Genomic DNA, 15,953 nt, shown 5'->3' on the forward strand with positions numbered 1-15,953 from the left:
CTCGAGGCGTTCGGGGCTCATGGCGTGTCTCTATAAAAGCAGCAGGCGGCTTGCGCCGCCTGTATTCAGTTCTTTTGTCGGCTCACCTTGAGCACGTTCGGCATCACGCGGATCTTGCGCATGATGTTGGCCAGGTGGATACGGCTCTTGGTGGTGATGAGCAGGGTGACCAGATAGACACGGCCATCCTTCTCTTCGGTGCTGATGGCGTGAATGTTGGCGCCGGTGGCGGCAATCACGTTGGCCAGCTCGGCCAGCGCACCCTGATGGTTGACTATCTCTATGCTGATGCCGGTGCGGAATTCCTGCTCCTGATCCTTGTCCACCTCCCACTGTACCGGCAGGTATTTGTCCGGTTCGCGGCTGTAGCCCTTGATGTTGCGGCAGGCTTCCTGGTGGATCACCAGCCCCTTGCCCGGGCTGATGTGAGCAATGATGGCATCCCCCGGGATCGGGCGGCAGCAGTTGGCGAAGGTGACCAGCATGCCGTCGGCACCCTTGATCGGCATCTTCTTGCTGCTGGACTTGGGCTGCTCTTCCGGCGGCAGTTCATCCCCCAGCATGCGGCGCGCCACCATGACGCTCATGGCGTTGCCCAGACCCACGTCGGCCAGCAGGCCCTGCAGGTTCTCGTGCTTGGTGTCGGCCAGCACCTGTTTGATGCGCGGCTCTGGAATGTCTTCGATGTTCTTGGCGCCGAGCGCATGGTTGAGCAGGCGGCGACCCAGCACCACTGACTCTTCGGTGCGCAGGTTCTTGAGGAACTGGCGGATCTTGGAGCGGGCCTTGGTGGTCACCACGAAATTGAGCCAGGCCGCGTTGGGACGGGCGCCCGGCGCCGTGATGATCTCCACCGTCTGACCCGAATGCAGCGGGCTGCTCAGCGGATAGGGGTGGCGATCGACCCGTGAGCCGACGCAGGCGTGGCCTATGTCGGTGTGCACTGTGTAGGCGAAGTCCACCGGCGTGGCGCCCGTGGGCAGCTCCATGATGCGGCCTTCCGGGGTGAAGACGTAGATCTCGTCCGGGAACAGGTCGGTCTTGACCCCTTCGATGAATTCAAACGAGCTGCCGGCGCTCTGTTGCAGCTCCAGCAGGCTCTGCATCCAGCGCTGGGCACGGATCTGGGCCGTGGTGCCCGAGCTGTCGCCATCCTGCTTGTAGGCCCAGTGGGCGGCAACCCCCTTGTCGGCCATCTGATCCATGAACTCGGTGCGGATCTGCACCTCGACCGGTACCCCGTGCGGCCCCACCAGCGAGGTGTGCAGCGACTGGTAGCCGTTGGTCTTGGGGATGGCGATGTAATCCTTGAAGCGACCGGGGCGCGGCTTGTAGAGGCTGTGCATCTGCCCCAGCACCCGGTAACAGGTATCTATGTCCTTCACCCTGACGCGAAAGGCGTAGATATCCATTACCTCATGAAATTGCAGCTCTTTTTTCTCCATCTTGTTGTAGATGGAGAAGAGGTTCTTCTCGCGGCCGCTGACCTGGGAGTCGATACCGGCATCCCGCAGACGGCCCTCGATCTCGCTCTGGATGGAGTCGATGATTTCGCGGCGGTTGCCGCGGGCGCGGCGCACCGACTCTCGCAACACGCGGGAGCGCATGGGGTAGAGCGCCTCGAAGCCCAGCTCTTCCAGCTCGTTCTTCATGGTATGAATACCGAGGCGGTTGGCGATGGGGGCGAAGATCTCGAGGGTTTCACGGGCGATGCGGCGGCGCTTGTCCGGCCGCAATGAGCCGAGCGTGCGCATGTTGTGGGTGCGGTCGGCCAGCTTGATCAGGATGACCCGGATATCCTGGGTCATGGCCATCACCATCTTGCGGAAGTTTTCGGCCTGGGCCTCTTTGCGATCGCGGAATTTCAGCTTGTCGAGTTTGGAGACGCCCGCTACCAGCTCGGCGACGGCATCGCCAAACAGTTCGGCCAGATCGGCCTTGGTGACCGGGGTATCTTCGATGACGTCGTGCAGCACGGCGGCCATCAGGGTTTCGTGATCGAGTCGCATGTCGCCGAGAATCCGGGCAACGGCAACCGGGTGGGTGATATAGGGCTCGCCACTGGAACGCATCTGTCCCTGGTGGGCATCACGGGCCACCACATAGGCTTGCCTGAGCTTCTCAACCTGCTCTGATGGCAGGTAGGAACTGGCTATTTCTTTAAGATTTTCAAATAAATACAAGACAGTCCCCGCAGCGGTGAAACGGCAATCCGTGGAATAGAGGGTATAGTCCTGAGTTTGCGAGGTTTTCGAGCGGTTGTAAATGGGAAGAACAGTCGGCACCCGGGCGGGCGCCGACTATGAGAAATAACTGACTTAACCGCGGCCTTCGGCGATGGCAGCAACGGCAGCCAGCTCGGCGGCTTCCTGTTCTTGCTGCTCGTAGCGGTCCTGGGTGTCCATCACCTGGTTGTTCACCAGACCCAGCTCGATCTCGCGCAGGGCGATCACGGTCGGCTTGTCGTTCTCTTCGTCAACCAGGGGATCTTTGCCTTGAACCGCGATTTGGCGGGCGCGGCGGGCGGCGACCAGCACCAGGTCAAAACGGTTACCTACCTGTTTTACAGCATCTTCTACAGTAACGCGTGCCATGCAGGACTCCAGTGTTTGGGCTTTCTGTGTTTAGAAAAGCGGTGTTTAAAAATGACGCAAAAGTTTACTTGTTTTTGGCCTATTCTGCCAGTAGCTGTTGCAGCAAGTTTTGTTGTGCCTGCTGTTGCTGATGCATTTCCAGCCGTTGGCACTCAATAATGGCCCTGAGCTGGAACAGCGCCAGCTCAAAGTCTTCGTTGATAATGACATAGTCATACTCGTCGTAGTGCACCATTTCGGCAATGGCTTTCGCCATCCGGCCGGCGATCACCTCGCTGCTGTCCTGACCGCGCCCGATCAGGCGCTGTTCCAGCTCGGCACGGCTTGGGGGCAGGATGAAGATGGACTTGGTCGGCATCTGCTCGCGGATCTGGCGGGCGCCCTGCCAGTCGATGTCGAGGAAGACATCGATCCCCTTGGCCAGGCAGGCTTCGATGGCGGCGCGTGAGGTGCCGTAGTAATTGCCGAACACTTCGGCCCACTCCAGAAAATCACCGCGGGCGATCAGCGCCTTGAATGTCTCCACCGGCACGAAGTGGTAATGCACCCCGTGCTCTTCGCCCGGGCGCATGGCACGAGTCGTGTGGGAGACCGACAGTTGCATCTTGCCTGCTGCGTTGTGTTTGGTCAGCAAGGCATTGAGCAGGCTGGATTTACCCGCCCCGCTCGGGGAGGAGATGATATAGAGAGTGCCTTGTTGCGCCATGTCATTACCTTTAATCGAAACCCGTGTTTTGGTTGTAGCAGAGGCCGCCGTCTTGTGCCCGAAAGGGAGACAGCCAAACGCAAAACGCGGAAAATTCTTGGATCAGGGGGATGTAAAGGCGGCGAATTTTAACAGAAGGCGGCGGATAAAAAAACGGCCGGAATCATATTCCAGCCGATCAAAGTATTCATAGCTTGCTGCGGGAGCGTAACCCACATCGGCCGCTATTCTGCACTGTGGGTGGGGCTGGAGCCAGCAGGTTATCCCTGCCTCAGGGCTCGGAATTTCCGAGTTGCCTCTCAGCCTGGCAGATGGCGATCGGCGCAGAGCCGGTCAAAGGTGGCGATGACACGTTCACTCGTGATCTTGCTCATGGCATCCGGATCCTTGAGGCGGGTGCGCCAGCTCAGCTCGGCCAGCGGTTTGCCGGTTTCCTGTTCGATCAGTTCCTGATAGACGCTGACCGCGTAGTCGCGGCACAGATAGGGGCCGGTGCGGGCCGGATTGTGATGGGCGTAGAGGCCGATCACCGGCGTGCCGACCAGGGTTGCCATGTGGGTAGGGCCCGTATCCGGGGCCAGCACCAGGCTCGCTTCATCAATCAGGGCCAGCAGCTGCTTGAGGTTGGTCTGCCCCACCAGATCCACCGGTTTACTCTGGCTCAGCCGCTGTATGTCGGCGGCCAGATCCCGTTCCAGCTTGGCCGGGCCGCCGCACAGATAGACCTGAAAGCCCTTGTTGGCCGCGTGATCCGCCAGAGCGGCATAACCCGCGGCGGTCCAGTTCTTGAACGCCTTGCTTGCGGCGGCGCAGATGAGCAGGGTCGGTTTGCCGCCAATCTTCTCCCGGGCCCAGGCCTGATGCTCGGCGCTGATGGGCAGTTGCCAGTCCGGGGTCAGATCCTGGATGCCCAGCTCTTTGGCGAAGGCGAGAAAGCCATCCAGCACATGAGGAGATGAGGGGGACGGCACCCTGTGGTTGGTGAACAGCCACTGACCGTCGTTGGCGCGTGCCTTGTCGAAACCGAGTTTGATGTTCGCCCGGATGCCGAGGGTGGCAATGCTGGCGCGCATGGCCGCCTGCAGATGGAGCAGGGCATCGAACCTGCGCCCCTTGAGGGTCTGCCAGAGGTCACGGTAGCCGCGCCAGCCCTTGCTCTTGTCAAAGGCGATGACCTCGACCCCGGGCAGATCGGCGAAAAGTGTCGCCTCTATCTTGCCGGTGATCCAGGTGATGCGGGTCTCTGGCCACTCCCGCTGGATGACGCGCACCAGCGCCAGCGCGTGGCAGCAATCCCCGATGGCGGAGAGCCGCAGGATGCAGATGGAAGAGGGCGGCGTTTGGAACAGCGGCATGATGTGGCGCAATGGTGGCAAAATGGATGGATGGCATTATGCAAACTCCCCTGTGGATTGTAAAATTGCGCGCAACTGGCAGCCGGTACTGGCCCTGATCCTCACAAGGAGCACGGGTCCGTGCCGACAAGCCGCCTTATCGTGAATCGAACCATTGCGATTACTGACCGACCGGAATCACCAAGATGCGAATTCAGACCGAACACAACCAGATCTGCTGGTACGCCGAAGGGATTTTTCATGACCCTTCCCCCGAGCTGTTTGATCCGGCCTGGTGGCAGACCCATCGCCAGGTGGTGGGTTCCTCCATAGGTCGCGGGGTGACCTGGTTCGTGAAGGATGAATCCCGCCATCTGGTGCTGCGCCATTACTATCGCGGGGGCATGGTGGGCAAGGTGGTGCGGGATCGCTTCTGGTTCGAGGGGGTGGAGAGCAGCCGGGCCATGGCCGAATACAGCCTGCTGGCCAAGCTGAGCGAGCAGGGCCTGCCGGTGCCGCGTCCGTTTGCGGCCCGCATGGCCAAGCAGGGCCCCTTCTATCGGGCCGACATCCTGATCGAGCGCATTCGCGGCGCCAAGGATCTGGTGGCGTTGCTCAAGCAGGGGCCGATCGCCGGCGAGGTGTGGCACAAGGTCGGCCAGACGGTGCGCCAGCTGCACGATGCCGGTGTCTATCATGCGGATCTCAACAGCCACAACCTGCTGCTCGACAAGGAGGGCAAGGTGTGGGTAATCGACTTCGACAAGGGGGCCATACGTTCCCCCGGCAGCTGGCAGCAGGCCAACCTGGAGCGATTGCTGCGCTCCTTCACCAAAGAGTCCCAATTGCATACCAGTTTCCATTTCGTGCCGGACAACTGGCAGGCCTTGATGCAGGGTTATCAAGGAAAAGCGAGCTGACCCTGTTGCTCGCCGCGAGAGCCAATGTTACTTATTGAGCAGGTATTCAGATTCGGTTTCGAGGCGCTTGATGGACATGCTCAAGGCTCCCCTGAGGGAAGCAATCACCCGGTTTGATCTGGCGCTGATGGCGGATGCCATGGCTCTGCTGGCGGCGGGACTCTGGAGCTGGAGCCCGCAGCAGGGGGTGCAGCGGGATCTCTCCTGCCTGCGCCTGCTGGGATTGGATGAGACTGGGCTGGACGATCTCGGCTGGCTGGAGCGGGTACATCCCGACGATGTGGCCGCACTGCAGGATGCGCTCGGTGCCTGCCAGAGCGGGCGAGTGGCCCAGATCCGGCTCGAATACCGCATCCTGCATCACGATGGTCACTACGTGCGGCTGGAAGAGCGGGCCCGGCGCGATGTGCACGGCCAGGTGCTGGGGGTGGTACGCCAGCTCGACCCGCTGGCCGTGATAGTGGAAGAGCGCCACGGCATGGATCCCCTCACCGGGCTGGAGAGCCGCGGCCACTTCGAACAACTGCTCGACGAACGGCTGGCGACCGAGAGCGGCAGCTTCAGCCTGCTGCAGTTCACCGTGGACCACAGTGCCAAGATACTGCAGCTGTTTGGCGAGGCGGCCTGCGATGCCATGCTGGCCAAGCTGGCGCGCATAGTGCGCCACGAACTGCGGCGGGAAGATCCCTTCGCCCGCTGGGACCAGGATGGCTTCATCCTGATGCTCTCCCAGACCGATCGGCTGAGCGGCCTGGAGATTGCCGAGCGGTTGCGCCTGGAGATCGCCGATGCCAGCCTGCTGCCGCAGCGGCCGGTGACCGTCAGCATAGGGCTGGTGCAGAGCCAAAGCGGCGAACATATCGATCACCTGCTGGCCCGTCTGGCCACCTGTCACGGTCAGGCCAGACGGGAGCACAATACCGTCGTTGGTTAATGCTTGCTCACGTTGGCGCGCTGGCAAATCCAGAGGGAGGCCAGCATCAACAGGCCGCCGAGCGCGAGGCGGAGCAGGTCGGTTTCCCGTCCCCATAGCAGCAGGTTGACCAGCAACCCCGCCGGGATCAGGGCGTTGTTCATGATGGCCAGCACTCCGCTGCTGACCTTGGTGGCGCCCTTGTTCCACAGGAAGTAACCCAGCCCGGAAGCGCCTATCCCCAGCCAGAGCAGAATGCCCCATTGCAAACCGCTGGTCGGGTATTGCGGCGTGCCCAGCAGCAGCCAGGCGGGCAGGGCGACAGCCAGGGCTCCCAGATAGAAGCAGCCGAACACCGCGAGCTGGGGGGGCTGTTCCTTCTCCCGTGCCAGCAATACCTTGTAGCCGACCTGGCCGATGGCGAAGCAAATGTTGGCACCTTGTACCACCAGGAATCCCAGCACATAGCTCTCGGTCAGACCATCGAAGCGGATGACGGCCGCTCCCAGCACCGCCAGCAGGGCGCCCCACAGATAGACGGGTTTGAAGCGCCGCTCCAGCAGATCGTGGATCAGGGTGACATAGATGGGGGTGAAGATGGTGAACACCAGCACTTCCGGCACCGTCAGCAGCAGGAAGGACTGGTAATAGAACATATACATGATGCCGAGCTGGATGGCGCCCAGACTCATCAGCTTGAGCACCAGATCGGGCCGCAGCCAGCGGCGCCGGAGGAAGGGCAGGAACACCAGGCTGGCGAGGACGATGCGGGTCAGCACGGAGAAGTAGGCATCCACCTGGCCGGCGAGATAGACCCCGATCAGGCTGAAGGAGAATGACCAGAGCAGGGTTACCCCTATCAAGTAGTTCATGTGATTGAATTGTCGTCAGTTGTCAATTTGGAGGGCGCTATGATGGCCGAGTTGGAAAGCGCGATCCAGCGTTTATGGGGGCAGTTGCCACAGATCGGAGCATTTGCCTTCGAGGCGAGCAACGGGGAGGGGTCCGCGACTGACTGGTGCGGTCGTGGTGAGGGTGACGTCCAGGTGACCGATCATCAGGGGGGCTGGCTGTTTGCCGAGACAGGCCGTTACACCACGCCCCATGGCCGGGTGCTCACCATGCACAACCGTTTCTGGTGGCGGCGCGGCGCGCGGGGGATCCTGCTTTCCCACCTGCGTTACGAGCAGCCGGTCGAGTTGTTCGAGTTGCTGCCGCAAGGAGATGGCCGCTGGTTGACGGCAGAGCCCCACCTGTGTGGCCAGGATCACTACAGTGCCGAGCTGACGCAGACCACGAGCGGCTTTCTGCTCGGTTGGCAGATCACGGGTCCGCGCAAGAACGAGCGGCTCAGCTATCGCTACCGGGAGTGATGTGCAAGGGCGCTTGGCGTCTGTGCTGGCAGGGAAAGGCAGGCATAAAAAAACCGGCGCAGTGCGCCGGTAGAGGGGACAAATCGGAGGTTTTTTAAAAAACGGTCCCAAAAACAGGAGAGATACACTCTCGTCACACATTCAGAGATGGACTTCAGGCACTCAACGCATAGCTCAGCATGGCTTGCAGCTTGCTGTCGAAGAACCAGGGCAGCAGTACCATCAGCAGGCCGAGCACGCCGGCCAGCCGCTGGCGGTATTGCCAGCCGGCAATCAGCACCAGGCCGCCGCAGAGGGTGGTCAGGATGCCTGACATAGGGTGGCCTCCCGCTGGGCGCGACGTTGCTGTGCCCACTGGTTCAGGGCGACCGAGCCCAGGATCAGGGCCAGCGCCACACCCGTGGTGGACTGGATCTGTTCGCCGAGGAACAGGGCACCCAGCATGACGCCAAACAGCGGCACCAGGTAGTTGCTGAAGGAGGCAAAGGTCGGGCCCGCCTTCTGGATCAGCGCCATGTAGAGGAAGTAGACCAGACCGGTACAGAAGACACCCAGCACGGCCACTGCGCCTATGACCTGCTGGCTCGGCATGGTGAGGGCGCTCAGATCGGTGACGAAGGGGGCGGCCAGCATCAGCTGGATGGCGGACGAGATCAGTATGTTGCGCGCCACCACCACAGGGTGGTCTTTGGCGAAGCGCTTGATCATCAGCAGGCCGATGGCAAAGCAGCTGGCGCCGAACAGGATCGCCATGGCACCGAGCAGACCGGCGTTCATGCCGCTGGCCAGTTTCGGCCAGAACAGCACCAGCACGCCGACGAAACCTATGATCACCGAGATCAACCCGCCCTTGGTGATTCTTTCACCAGAAATAAACAGGGGTGCAGCCAGAATGGTCACAAAGGGGATACAACCCATTACCACGGCGGCGATGGCGCTATCCACATACTGTTGACCCCAGGCCACCATGATGAAGGGCAGGGTGGCATCGAGCAGGGCGATCAGCATGTAGGTACGCCAGGGGGTGTGCTCGCTCTTGAGACGCATGAACAGGCAGAGCAGACCCAGGGTCAGGCTACCGCACAAGGCACGACCGGCTGCCACCATGATGGGGGGCAATTCGGTCACGGCCTGATGCATGAAAATGAACTGGGATCCCCACAACAGGCCAATCGCCAGCAACAACAGATAGCTACGCATTTTAATCTCCGATGTAATTCGCCAGCGCATTCTATGCAATCTGCTACTATGCCAAAAATGAATTGTCGTCATTCAACTATGGCCATTATCGATGGAACTCCCTCTTTCCCGCCTCGATCTCAACCTGCTGACCGTGTTCGACATGCTGATGCAGGAGCGCAACGTCACCCGCGCCGCCGAGCGGCTGCACCTCTCCCAGTCCACCGTCAGCCATGCGCTGGGGCGGTTGCGCCAGGCGCTGGATGATCCCTTGTTCGTCATGAGCCGACGCGAGATGATGCCGACCGAGCGGGCCAAGGCGCTGGCCGGGCCGGTGCGCCAGGCGCTGGCCATGCTGGAACAAGGGTTGCGCCAGGCGAAGGGATTCGATCCCGCCAGCGCACGGCGGATCTTTCGCATCGCTACCCCGGGCTCGGTGGAACATGGCCTGGTGCCTGTGCTGGTGGAGCGGCTGCACCGGCAGGCGCCCCACTGCCGGCTGGAGGTGTGCGAGCTGGCGGACAGCGACTATGAGCGGGAGCTGGAGAAGGGAGAGCTGGATCTGGTGATAGGGTTCGCCGATGCCAACCACTTCTCGCCCCGGCTGTGGCGCGAACCCTGGTTCAACAACCCGCTGGTTTGTTTGTCACCGCTCGGCAGCGAGTTGCCGGACGTGCTGGGGCCGGCCGAGCTGGTCAGCCGCCCCCACATTCATACCTCCAGCTGGGGCCACAGCCAGGCCATGGTGGATCTCTGGCTGGCCCGTTTCGGGGTCGAGCGTGAGCTGGGGGTGCGGCTGCCAAGCTTCATGGCGGTGCCGCCCCTGATGGCGACCGGCCGCTATCTGGTGGTGGTGCCCGAGATGATAGGGCGCCACTTCTGCCGCTATTACCCGCTGCGGCTGCATCAGCTGGATCCCGACATCCCCATCGTTTACCTGATGGCGGGCCACCCGCTCACCGCCCATGACGAGGCCATCGGCTGGTTCAAGGGGCTCTTGCACAGGCTCGCCTTCGAGCGTTACGGCGCGGATGCGCTGGGCAGCCCGGCGCAGCGCGGGGCGGATCAGGTCAATGCGGCGAAGTAATCCAGTCCCATGGCGCTTTTTACCTCAGCCAGCACCTCGTCGGTGAGCGCACGGGCCTGCAGCGTGCCTTGCTGCAACAGCTGCAGCAGCTGACGCTTGTCGGCAATCGCCGCCTGGCGCCGCTCCCGCATGGGGGCGAGCAGGGTCTGCAGGCAGTCATTCAACACCTGCTTGCAACGCATGTCGCCCAGCCCGCCGCGCTGGTAATGGGCCTTCATCTCGGCCACCAGCGCCTTGTCCGGGTGGAAGGCATCCAGATAGGCGAACACAGTATTGCCCTCCACCTGACCCGGATCGCTCACCTTGAGGTGATTGGGATCCGTGTACATGGCGAATACCGCCTGTTTCACCTCATCGCTCGACATGCCGAGTTCTATGGTGTTGCCGAGGGACTTGGACATCTTGGCCTTGCCGTCTATGCCGGGCAGGCGGCCGGTGTCGCTCAGGATCGGCTGGCACTCGGTCAGCACTTCCTTGCCTACCAGGGCGTTGAAGCGGCGCACTATCTCGTTGGTCTGCTCCAGCATGGGCAGCTGATCCTCGCCCACCGGCACATGAGTGGCGCGAAAGGCGGTGATGTCGGCGGCCTGGCTGACCGGGTAGACCAGAAAACCCGCTGGCAGGCTGCGTTCGAACCCTTTCTGCTGGATCTCCGCCTTGACGGTGGGGTTGCGCTCCAGTCGGGCGACGCTGACCAGATTGAGGTAATAGGTGGTGAGCTCGGCGAGGGCGGGCAGGGCACTCTGCAGGCAGAAGGTGGTCTTGGCCGGGTCGAGACCGACCGCCAGATAGTCGGCCATCACCTCCAGCACGTTGTCGGTCACCTTGGCCGGGTTGTGGCCGTTGTCGGTCAGCGCCTGCAGATCGGCGATCATCACGAATTGGCGGTAATGGTGCTGGGCCTCGACGCGCTGGCGCAGGGAACCGACGTAGTGGCCTATGTGCAGTTTGCCGGTGGGACGGTCGCCGGTCAGTATGATGGGGTTGTGCATGTCACTCTCTCCAGTTGGGGTGGGCCGGGAGGCGACAAAGGGATAAAAACAATGACCGCCTCTCGGCGGTCACGGTGTTTTCTTTGGAAAATTTTACATAGAAAGCAGTGCCGCCTGTTTATAAGCAGCACCACCAGTAGTTGTGATTGAAGATGGTCATATTCATGGCAAATCAAGCTACGCCTGTTTGATCACTTCTGCAAGGGCACCACCAGCAGATCGCACGGCACTGTATTCATCAGCTGGCGGGCGCTGGAGGTAAGCAGGCTCCAGAAGCTCTGGCGATGACCGCACACCAGCAGATCGATCTGGTAATCCTTGACCGCCTGGTTGACCCGTTCGCTCAGATCGCCGCAGATCACCAGCTTCTTCTCGATGGGGTAGTCCACCGAGGCCAGGAAGGTCTCCAGCTTCTCTTTCGCTTCGGCGATCACCTGATCCTGCACGTTGTCGATATCGATATCGATCATCTCGGTGTAGAGATCCTTGAGGTCCACGTCCACATGGATCACCGACAGCTTGGCGCCGTTGGAGCGGGCCCGGTCGACCGCCTTCTCGATCACCTTGCGGTTGTCCTCCGACAGGTCGATCGCGGCCAGTATGTGTTTGTAATAGGTTCCATTCATGGGAGTTCTCCTCACTGATCCTGAGTCCACTATACCAATGTCTGATGAAACTAAAATGGTGTATCCGGCACAGTTTTGGGATTTAAACGAGTTTCTTATGGGGCTCTCTTTCGGCCGCAGGCAAAAAATCGGCTATAAATCGAACAGGAGTTTGAAGCCGGTCACACCCGCCGGCTTGCCCGCAAGGGGTGACGGGCATAGGATGTGTCCGTGCTTCGCAATGAACACAAAACAACAAAAAGCATCTGAATACCGCTTTGGGGAGCCTAGCGCTCCCTCTTGTTTTTCTGCCTCCTGACTGCCGATATCCCGCCCGACATCAAGGTAATCCTCGACTTCTTGGTTATGCTGTAGCCAGTTCCTTTGGAGATCCCTTCATGATCATTCACCCGCAGATCCAGGGTTGCGTCGCCCGCAACTGTCACCCCATCGGCTGCCGCGCCGCCGTGTTGCAACAGATCGCCAGCGTCAGGGCGGCGGGCCCGTTCGACGGGCCCAAGCGGGTGCTGGTATTGGGGGCCTCCTCCGGATTCGGGCTGGCGTCGCGCATCGCGCTCACCTTCGGCGCTGGGGCCGATACCGTCGGCGTCTCATTCGAGCGGGGCCCCTCCGACAAGGGGCTCGGCAGTGCGGGCTGGTACAACAACATCTGGTTTCGCAAGGCGGCGGAGCAGGAGGGGCACATCGCCGTCAACCTGATCGGCGATGCCTTCTCGGATCTCATGCGCCAGCAGGCCATCGACAGCATACGCCAGCAGCTGGGTCAGGTGGATCTGGTGATCTACTCGCTGGCGAGCGGCATTCGGGTGCTGCCGGATGGCACTCAGGTGCGCTCGGTGCTCAAGACCACGGGCCAGCCGTTCAGTGGCTGGGGTCTGGATCTGGAGCACGACGCCCTGGTGCAGCAATCGCTGGCGCCCGCCACCCCGGAGGAGATCCGCGATACCGTCACGGTAATGGGCGGCGAGGATTGGCAGCTCTGGCTGCAGGCGTTGCAGCAGGCCGATTGCCTGGCGCCCGGTGCCCGGACTGTGGCCTACTCCTACATAGGCCCCGAATCCACCTATCCCCTCTACCGGGACGGCACCATCGGCTACGCCAAGGAGCATCTGCACGCCACCGCAGAGACCATCAACCTGCAGATGGCCGACATCGGCGGCCACGCCTGGGTGTCGGTCTGCAAGGCGCTGGTGACCAAGGCGAGCGCCTATATCCCTGTGCTGCCGGTCTATCTGGGTTTGCTGATGGGGGTGATGAAGGAGCGCGGCGTGCACGAGGGTTGCATCGAGCAGATGCAGCGGTTGTTTGCCGCCAAGATGTACGGGCCCCATGGGGTGGTGGCCGACGGCAACCGGCTGATCCGGATGGATGACCACGAGCTGGACCCGGCCGTTCAGGCTGCGGTCTCAACCCTCTGGTCCAAGGTGACGCCGGACAACTTCCATACCCTGGGGGATTTCGCCGGGCTGCGGCAGGATTTCATGCAGCTCAACGGCTTCGAGCTGCCGGGCGTGGATTACGGCGCGCCTGTGGATCTGGCCTCGCTGACCGAGCTGCTGCCCTGAGCCAGATTGGGCTGTTGATCCATTCCTCCCATTTATTCAGAGCCGATGGCTGGGTAGATCATCAGGCCACGCTGCTGGCCAGTTCATCCTGCGCCGAAGGGGTCGTCGCCAATATGGTCTGGTTGCGGCCCTGGCGCTTGGCTTGATACATGGCCATGTCGGCCCGGTGAATGAGCTGGCCCAACCCCTCGTCGACCGGTGAGCGCCCGGCGACACCTATGCTGATGGTCATGCGGGGGTTGTCCAGCTGGGCAATCCGCTGGCGCAGCCGCTCGGCCAGATGCCAGCAATCCTCCGCCGGCAGCGGCACCGCCACCAGAAACTCCTCTCCTCCCCAGCGCCCGACTAGTTGCAGGTCGGGCGCCCAGGATCTCAGCTCCCGCGCCAGCCGCTGGATCGCCCTGTCCCCCGCCTGATGACCATGGCGGTCGTTGATCTGCTTGAAGTGATCTATGTCGATGATGAGCAGGGTGAGCGGGCCCTCCTGCTGCCACTGGGTGGCCAGCCGTTCCAGCAGGGCGCGGCGGTTTGGCAGCTCGGTCAGCTGATCGAAGGTGGCGAGCTTGTAGAGGTGGCGTGAACTGCGGTGCAGCCTGTGGGTGGTGATCCCCAGCAGCAGCAGGGCACCGGCCAGCAGGCCGACCAGCACCAGCTGGTAGTTGCGGGCACTCTGTTGATGCAGCAACTGCTGACGCTTGCGCTCGTTCTCCTGTTGCAGCGCCCGGTTGCTGGCTTCGCTGCGGGCCAGATCCATCTCGGCCTGGAAGGCGGTGGCATGCTGGCTCAGGGTCTGGTTGAAGTGCTGCTTGTAGTCGCTCATGTAGTCGGTCAGCGCCTGATAGGCCTCGGGATAGCGGCCCTGATCGGCCAGCAGGCTGGCTTGCAGCGCCTTGCTGCTGACACTGACTTGCCCCTGGGAAGTCAGCAGCTGCAGCGCGAGCTGCTTCTCGCCGCGGCCTTGCAGCGCCCTGGCCCGGGTCTCCAGCAGACGCACCCCCGCCTCCGGGTAACCCAGTTGCTGATAGAGTGCCTGTGCCTCGTCCAGACTGCGCAGAGCGCCCGCCCAGTTGCCCTCTGCATTGAACGCCATGGCCTGATAGCCGAGCATGATGGCGCGGTAATCCGGCGCCAGATCCGGGGTGGCCAGCAGGCCGTCGAGCAGTTGCCGGGCCTGGACGGGGCGATCCGTATCTATGTAGAGCCTCGCCATGTTGGCCCGGATGATGCTCTGGCTGTTGGGCTCGTCCAGTTTCACCATCAGCTGCAAGGCTTCCTGATAATAGGTTTCAGCCTCCTTGGCCAGGCTCAGGTCGGCATAGAGGTTGCCGAGTGTCATCAGCAGGCGGGCGCACTGCAGGCTGGAGATGGGGTTGTCCGGGGCGGATCGCTTGAGCTGGAAGGCGGTCTTGAGTTCGGCGATCGCCTCTTTCAACTGCTGGGTGCGATAGAGGGCGAGCCCGTTCAGGGCGTGCCACTCGGATTCCTGCATAGGGTGGTTGGCGACGGCTGGCCTGAGCTGGGCCAGCAGGGCGAGGGCCTGATCCGGCGCTTCGGTATCCAGGGTGAGGGCTATCTGCTGCAACCTGAAGTCGAGCAGGCGCTGGGTTTCCTGCTGGGCGCTGGCCAGCCCGCGCGCTCGGGCGTTGTCGAGCAGGGCTTGTGGATAGCGCCCCAGCGCGGCCTGGGCCTGGGCCAGGGCTCTGGCATGAAACAGCTCCATATCCTGCTGCGGGTGGGCATCGAGGCGCCGCAGATAGCCGACGGGATCGCGCGCCGCCTGCAATTCAGCCTCTTCCAGCAAGGAGGGAGCGGCCTGCAACTGGGTTATCCAGAGCAGTGCCAGTGCCATAATGAATCTCATTGAATCCTTTCCCCGACCACTGGCGCCATCATAATGGCTGAATCCACCTACACCATGTTTCTTTGCTTCTCTATAACCGTATGGGGGATAGGATGAGGTGAAAAGCTGTCACAACTGAGAGCTGGGGCCACCGTATCTGGTTGATTCGTGATGAAACAGTGGCGACAATCGTGACCAAATCACAGTGGAGAATCAGCATGTTGGCCAAAGCCATGATCGAGAAGTTGAACGAGCAGATTAATCTTGAATTCTATTCCTCCAATCTCTACCTGCAGATGAGCGCCTGGTGCGAGGACAAGGGCTTCGAAGGGGCGGCCAATTTCCTGCGCCAGCACGCGGTCGAGGAGCGCCAGCACATGGAGCGCCTGTTCACCTACGTGAGCGAGACCGGCGCCATGCCGATGCTGGGCGCCATAGATGCACCTCCCCACGAGTTCAACTCTCTGGGTGACATCTTCCGCACCACCCTGGAGCACGAGTACCACATCACCAAGTGCATCAACGGTTTGGCCCATGTGGCCTTCACCACCCAGGACTACTCCACCTTCAACTTCTTGCAGTGGTACGTGGCCGAGCAGCATGAAGAGGAGAAGCTGTTCAAGAGCATCGTCGACCGTCTGTCGCTGGTGGGCGAGGATGGCAAGGGCCTCTACTTCATCGACAAGGAGCTGGCCGAGCTGGCCAAGGGTGCCCCTGCCAGCGTCATGGATGGCAACGCCTGATAGTCGTGGACACTTAGTGTTCAGCCAGTACAATAACGGCCCCTCGTATAGGGGCCGGTTTCTATTGCAGACGCCATAGAA

General features: G+C 61.6%; 16 protein-coding genes. 6 read left to right on the forward strand and 10 right to left on the reverse strand.

Going from position 1 to position 15,953, the window contains the following annotated elements; translation table 11 throughout:
* Nucleotides 1-65 precede the first annotated feature (65 nt).
* The 4 genes from spoT to IU367_RS00225 all read right to left on the reverse strand — a co-directional run bounded on the left by spoT (nt 66) and on the right by IU367_RS00225 (nt 4,667).
* A complete protein-coding gene (gene spoT / locus IU367_RS00210) occupies nt 66-2,183 on the reverse strand; it encodes a bifunctional GTP diphosphokinase/guanosine-3',5'-bis pyrophosphate 3'-pyrophosphohydrolase (RefSeq protein WP_043140283.1) in 2,118 nt (705 codons plus the stop codon).
* Between the two features lie 135 nt (nt 2,184-2,318).
* Complete coding sequence (gene rpoZ, locus IU367_RS00215; protein ID WP_005307060.1) at nt 2,319-2,594, reverse strand: DNA-directed RNA polymerase subunit omega; 276 nt, start codon at nt 2,592-2,594, stop codon at nt 2,319-2,321.
* 79 nt (nt 2,595-2,673) lie between these two features.
* Nucleotides 2,674-3,300 (reverse strand): guanylate kinase, encoded by a 627-nt coding sequence (gene gmk / locus IU367_RS00220; RefSeq protein WP_043557360.1) that lies wholly within the window; start codon nt 3,298-3,300, stop codon nt 2,674-2,676.
* Between the two features lie 299 nt (nt 3,301-3,599).
* Complete coding sequence (locus IU367_RS00225) at nt 3,600-4,667, reverse strand: glycosyltransferase family 9 protein (protein WP_241280461.1); 1,068 nt, start codon at nt 4,665-4,667, stop codon at nt 3,600-3,602.
* A gap of 173 nt (nt 4,668-4,840) precedes the next feature.
* Between IU367_RS00225 and IU367_RS00230 the strand changes: the two genes are divergently transcribed.
* Together IU367_RS00230 and IU367_RS00235 are read left to right on the forward strand one after the other, a co-directional pair.
* Nucleotides 4,841-5,554 (forward strand): 3-deoxy-D-manno-octulosonic acid kinase, encoded by a 714-nt coding sequence (locus IU367_RS00230; RefSeq protein ID WP_043140289.1) that lies wholly within the window; start codon nt 4,841-4,843, stop codon nt 5,552-5,554.
* Nucleotides 5,555-5,624: 70 nt separating this feature from the next.
* Nucleotides 5,625-6,488 carry a GGDEF domain-containing protein gene (locus IU367_RS00235; protein ID WP_274453136.1) on the forward strand — a complete coding sequence of 288 codons (864 nt, stop codon included), beginning with the start codon at nt 5,625-5,627 and terminating at the stop codon, nt 6,486-6,488.
* Here the strand turns inward: IU367_RS00235 and IU367_RS00240 are convergent.
* Nucleotides 6,485-7,339 carry a carboxylate/amino acid/amine transporter gene (locus IU367_RS00240; protein WP_274453137.1) on the reverse strand — a complete coding sequence of 285 codons (855 nt, stop codon included), beginning with the start codon at nt 7,337-7,339 and terminating at the stop codon, nt 6,485-6,487. The two genes, IU367_RS00235 and IU367_RS00240, sit on opposite strands and share 4 nt — an antisense overlap.
* 42 nt (nt 7,340-7,381) lie before the next feature.
* Here IU367_RS00240 and IU367_RS00245 point away from each other — a divergent pair, with 42 nt between their 5' ends.
* Nucleotides 7,382-7,840 carry a DUF6314 family protein gene (locus IU367_RS00245; RefSeq protein WP_274453139.1) on the forward strand — a complete coding sequence of 153 codons (459 nt, stop codon included), beginning with the start codon at nt 7,382-7,384 and terminating at the stop codon, nt 7,838-7,840.
* Nucleotides 7,841-7,994: 154 nt separating this feature from the next.
* On the opposite strand, the gene IU367_RS00250 is transcribed toward IU367_RS00245, so the two are convergent.
* Nucleotides 7,995-8,156 carry a hypothetical protein gene (locus tag IU367_RS00250; protein ID WP_098981153.1) on the reverse strand — a complete coding sequence of 54 codons (162 nt, stop codon included), beginning with the start codon at nt 8,154-8,156 and terminating at the stop codon, nt 7,995-7,997.
* Nucleotides 8,141-9,040 carry a DMT family transporter gene (locus tag IU367_RS00255; RefSeq protein ID WP_241280447.1) on the reverse strand — a complete coding sequence of 300 codons (900 nt, stop codon included), beginning with the start codon at nt 9,038-9,040 and terminating at the stop codon, nt 8,141-8,143. Before IU367_RS00255 ends, IU367_RS00250 begins: the two co-directional genes overlap by 16 nt.
* Nucleotides 9,041-9,131: 91 nt before the next feature.
* On the opposite strand from IU367_RS00255, the gene IU367_RS00260 reads away from it, so the two are divergent.
* Nucleotides 9,132-10,106, forward strand: a complete 975-nt coding sequence (locus IU367_RS00260; protein WP_274453140.1) for a LysR family transcriptional regulator — start codon at nt 9,132-9,134, stop codon at nt 10,104-10,106.
* Here the strand turns inward: IU367_RS00260 and trpS are convergent.
* On the reverse strand, nt 10,085-11,098 hold the full coding sequence (gene trpS, locus IU367_RS00265; RefSeq protein ID WP_103472802.1) for a tryptophan--tRNA ligase: 1,014 nt from the start codon (nt 11,096-11,098) through the stop codon (nt 10,085-10,087). The genes IU367_RS00260 and trpS overlap by 22 nt on opposite strands.
* 191 nt (nt 11,099-11,289) lie before the next feature.
* Nucleotides 11,290-11,724 carry a universal stress protein gene (locus IU367_RS00270; RefSeq protein ID WP_042873586.1) on the reverse strand — a complete coding sequence of 145 codons (435 nt, stop codon included), beginning with the start codon at nt 11,722-11,724 and terminating at the stop codon, nt 11,290-11,292.
* A gap of 377 nt (nt 11,725-12,101) precedes the next feature.
* Between IU367_RS00270 and fabV the strand changes: the two genes are divergently transcribed.
* Complete coding sequence (gene fabV, locus IU367_RS00275; RefSeq protein WP_274453143.1) at nt 12,102-13,289, forward strand: enoyl-ACP reductase FabV; 1,188 nt, start codon at nt 12,102-12,104, stop codon at nt 13,287-13,289.
* A 61-nt stretch (nt 13,290-13,350) separates the two neighbouring features.
* On the opposite strand, the gene IU367_RS00280 is transcribed toward fabV, so the two are convergent.
* On the reverse strand, nt 13,351-15,138 hold the full coding sequence (locus IU367_RS00280; RefSeq protein WP_337999353.1) for a GGDEF domain-containing protein: 1,788 nt from the start codon (nt 15,136-15,138) through the stop codon (nt 13,351-13,353).
* Between the two features lie 209 nt (nt 15,139-15,347).
* On the opposite strand from IU367_RS00280, the gene ftnA reads away from it, so the two are divergent.
* Complete coding sequence (gene ftnA, locus IU367_RS00285) at nt 15,348-15,872, forward strand: non-heme ferritin (RefSeq protein WP_043140307.1); 525 nt, start codon at nt 15,348-15,350, stop codon at nt 15,870-15,872.
* Nucleotides 15,873-15,953 lie beyond the last annotated feature (81 nt).

The sequence above is a fragment of the Aeromonas bestiarum genome (genome assembly GCF_028751155.1).
GTDB lineage: Bacteria > Pseudomonadota > Gammaproteobacteria > Enterobacterales > Aeromonadaceae > Aeromonas > Aeromonas bestiarum.

Bases quoted from the DNA above. Each gene is read 5' to 3' on its own strand.
- rpoZ (WP_005307060.1), bottom strand. From the start codon at position 2,594: ATGGCACGCGTTACTGTAGAAGATGCTGTAAAACAGGTAGGTAACCGT.
- gmk (WP_043557360.1), bottom strand. From the start codon at position 3,300: ATGGCGCAACAAGGCACTCTCTATATCATCTCCTCCCCGAGCGGGGCG.
- IU367_RS00230 (WP_043140289.1), top strand. From the start codon at position 4,841: ATGCGAATTCAGACCGAACACAACCAGATCTGCTGGTACGCCGAAGGG.
- IU367_RS00235 (WP_274453136.1), top strand. From the start codon at position 5,625: ATGGACATGCTCAAGGCTCCCCTGAGGGAAGCAATCACCCGGTTTGAT.
- IU367_RS00240 (WP_274453137.1), bottom strand. From the start codon at position 7,339: ATGAACTACTTGATAGGGGTAACCCTGCTCTGGTCATTCTCCTTCAGC.
- IU367_RS00245 (WP_274453139.1), top strand. From the start codon at position 7,382: ATGGCCGAGTTGGAAAGCGCGATCCAGCGTTTATGGGGGCAGTTGCCA.
- IU367_RS00250 (WP_098981153.1), bottom strand. From the start codon at position 8,156: ATGTCAGGCATCCTGACCACCCTCTGCGGCGGCCTGGTGCTGATTGCC.
- IU367_RS00255 (WP_241280447.1), bottom strand. From the start codon at position 9,040: ATGCGTAGCTATCTGTTGTTGCTGGCGATTGGCCTGTTGTGGGGATCC.
- IU367_RS00260 (WP_274453140.1), top strand. From the start codon at position 9,132: ATGGAACTCCCTCTTTCCCGCCTCGATCTCAACCTGCTGACCGTGTTC.
- trpS (WP_103472802.1), bottom strand. From the start codon at position 11,098: ATGCACAACCCCATCATACTGACCGGCGACCGTCCCACCGGCAAACTG.
- IU367_RS00270 (WP_042873586.1), bottom strand. From the start codon at position 11,724: ATGAATGGAACCTATTACAAACACATACTGGCCGCGATCGACCTGTCG.
- fabV (WP_274453143.1), top strand. From the start codon at position 12,102: ATGATCATTCACCCGCAGATCCAGGGTTGCGTCGCCCGCAACTGTCAC.
- IU367_RS00280 (WP_337999353.1), bottom strand. From the start codon at position 15,138: ATGGCACTGGCACTGCTCTGGATAACCCAGTTGCAGGCCGCTCCCTCC.
- ftnA (WP_043140307.1), top strand. From the start codon at position 15,348: ATGTTGGCCAAAGCCATGATCGAGAAGTTGAACGAGCAGATTAATCTT.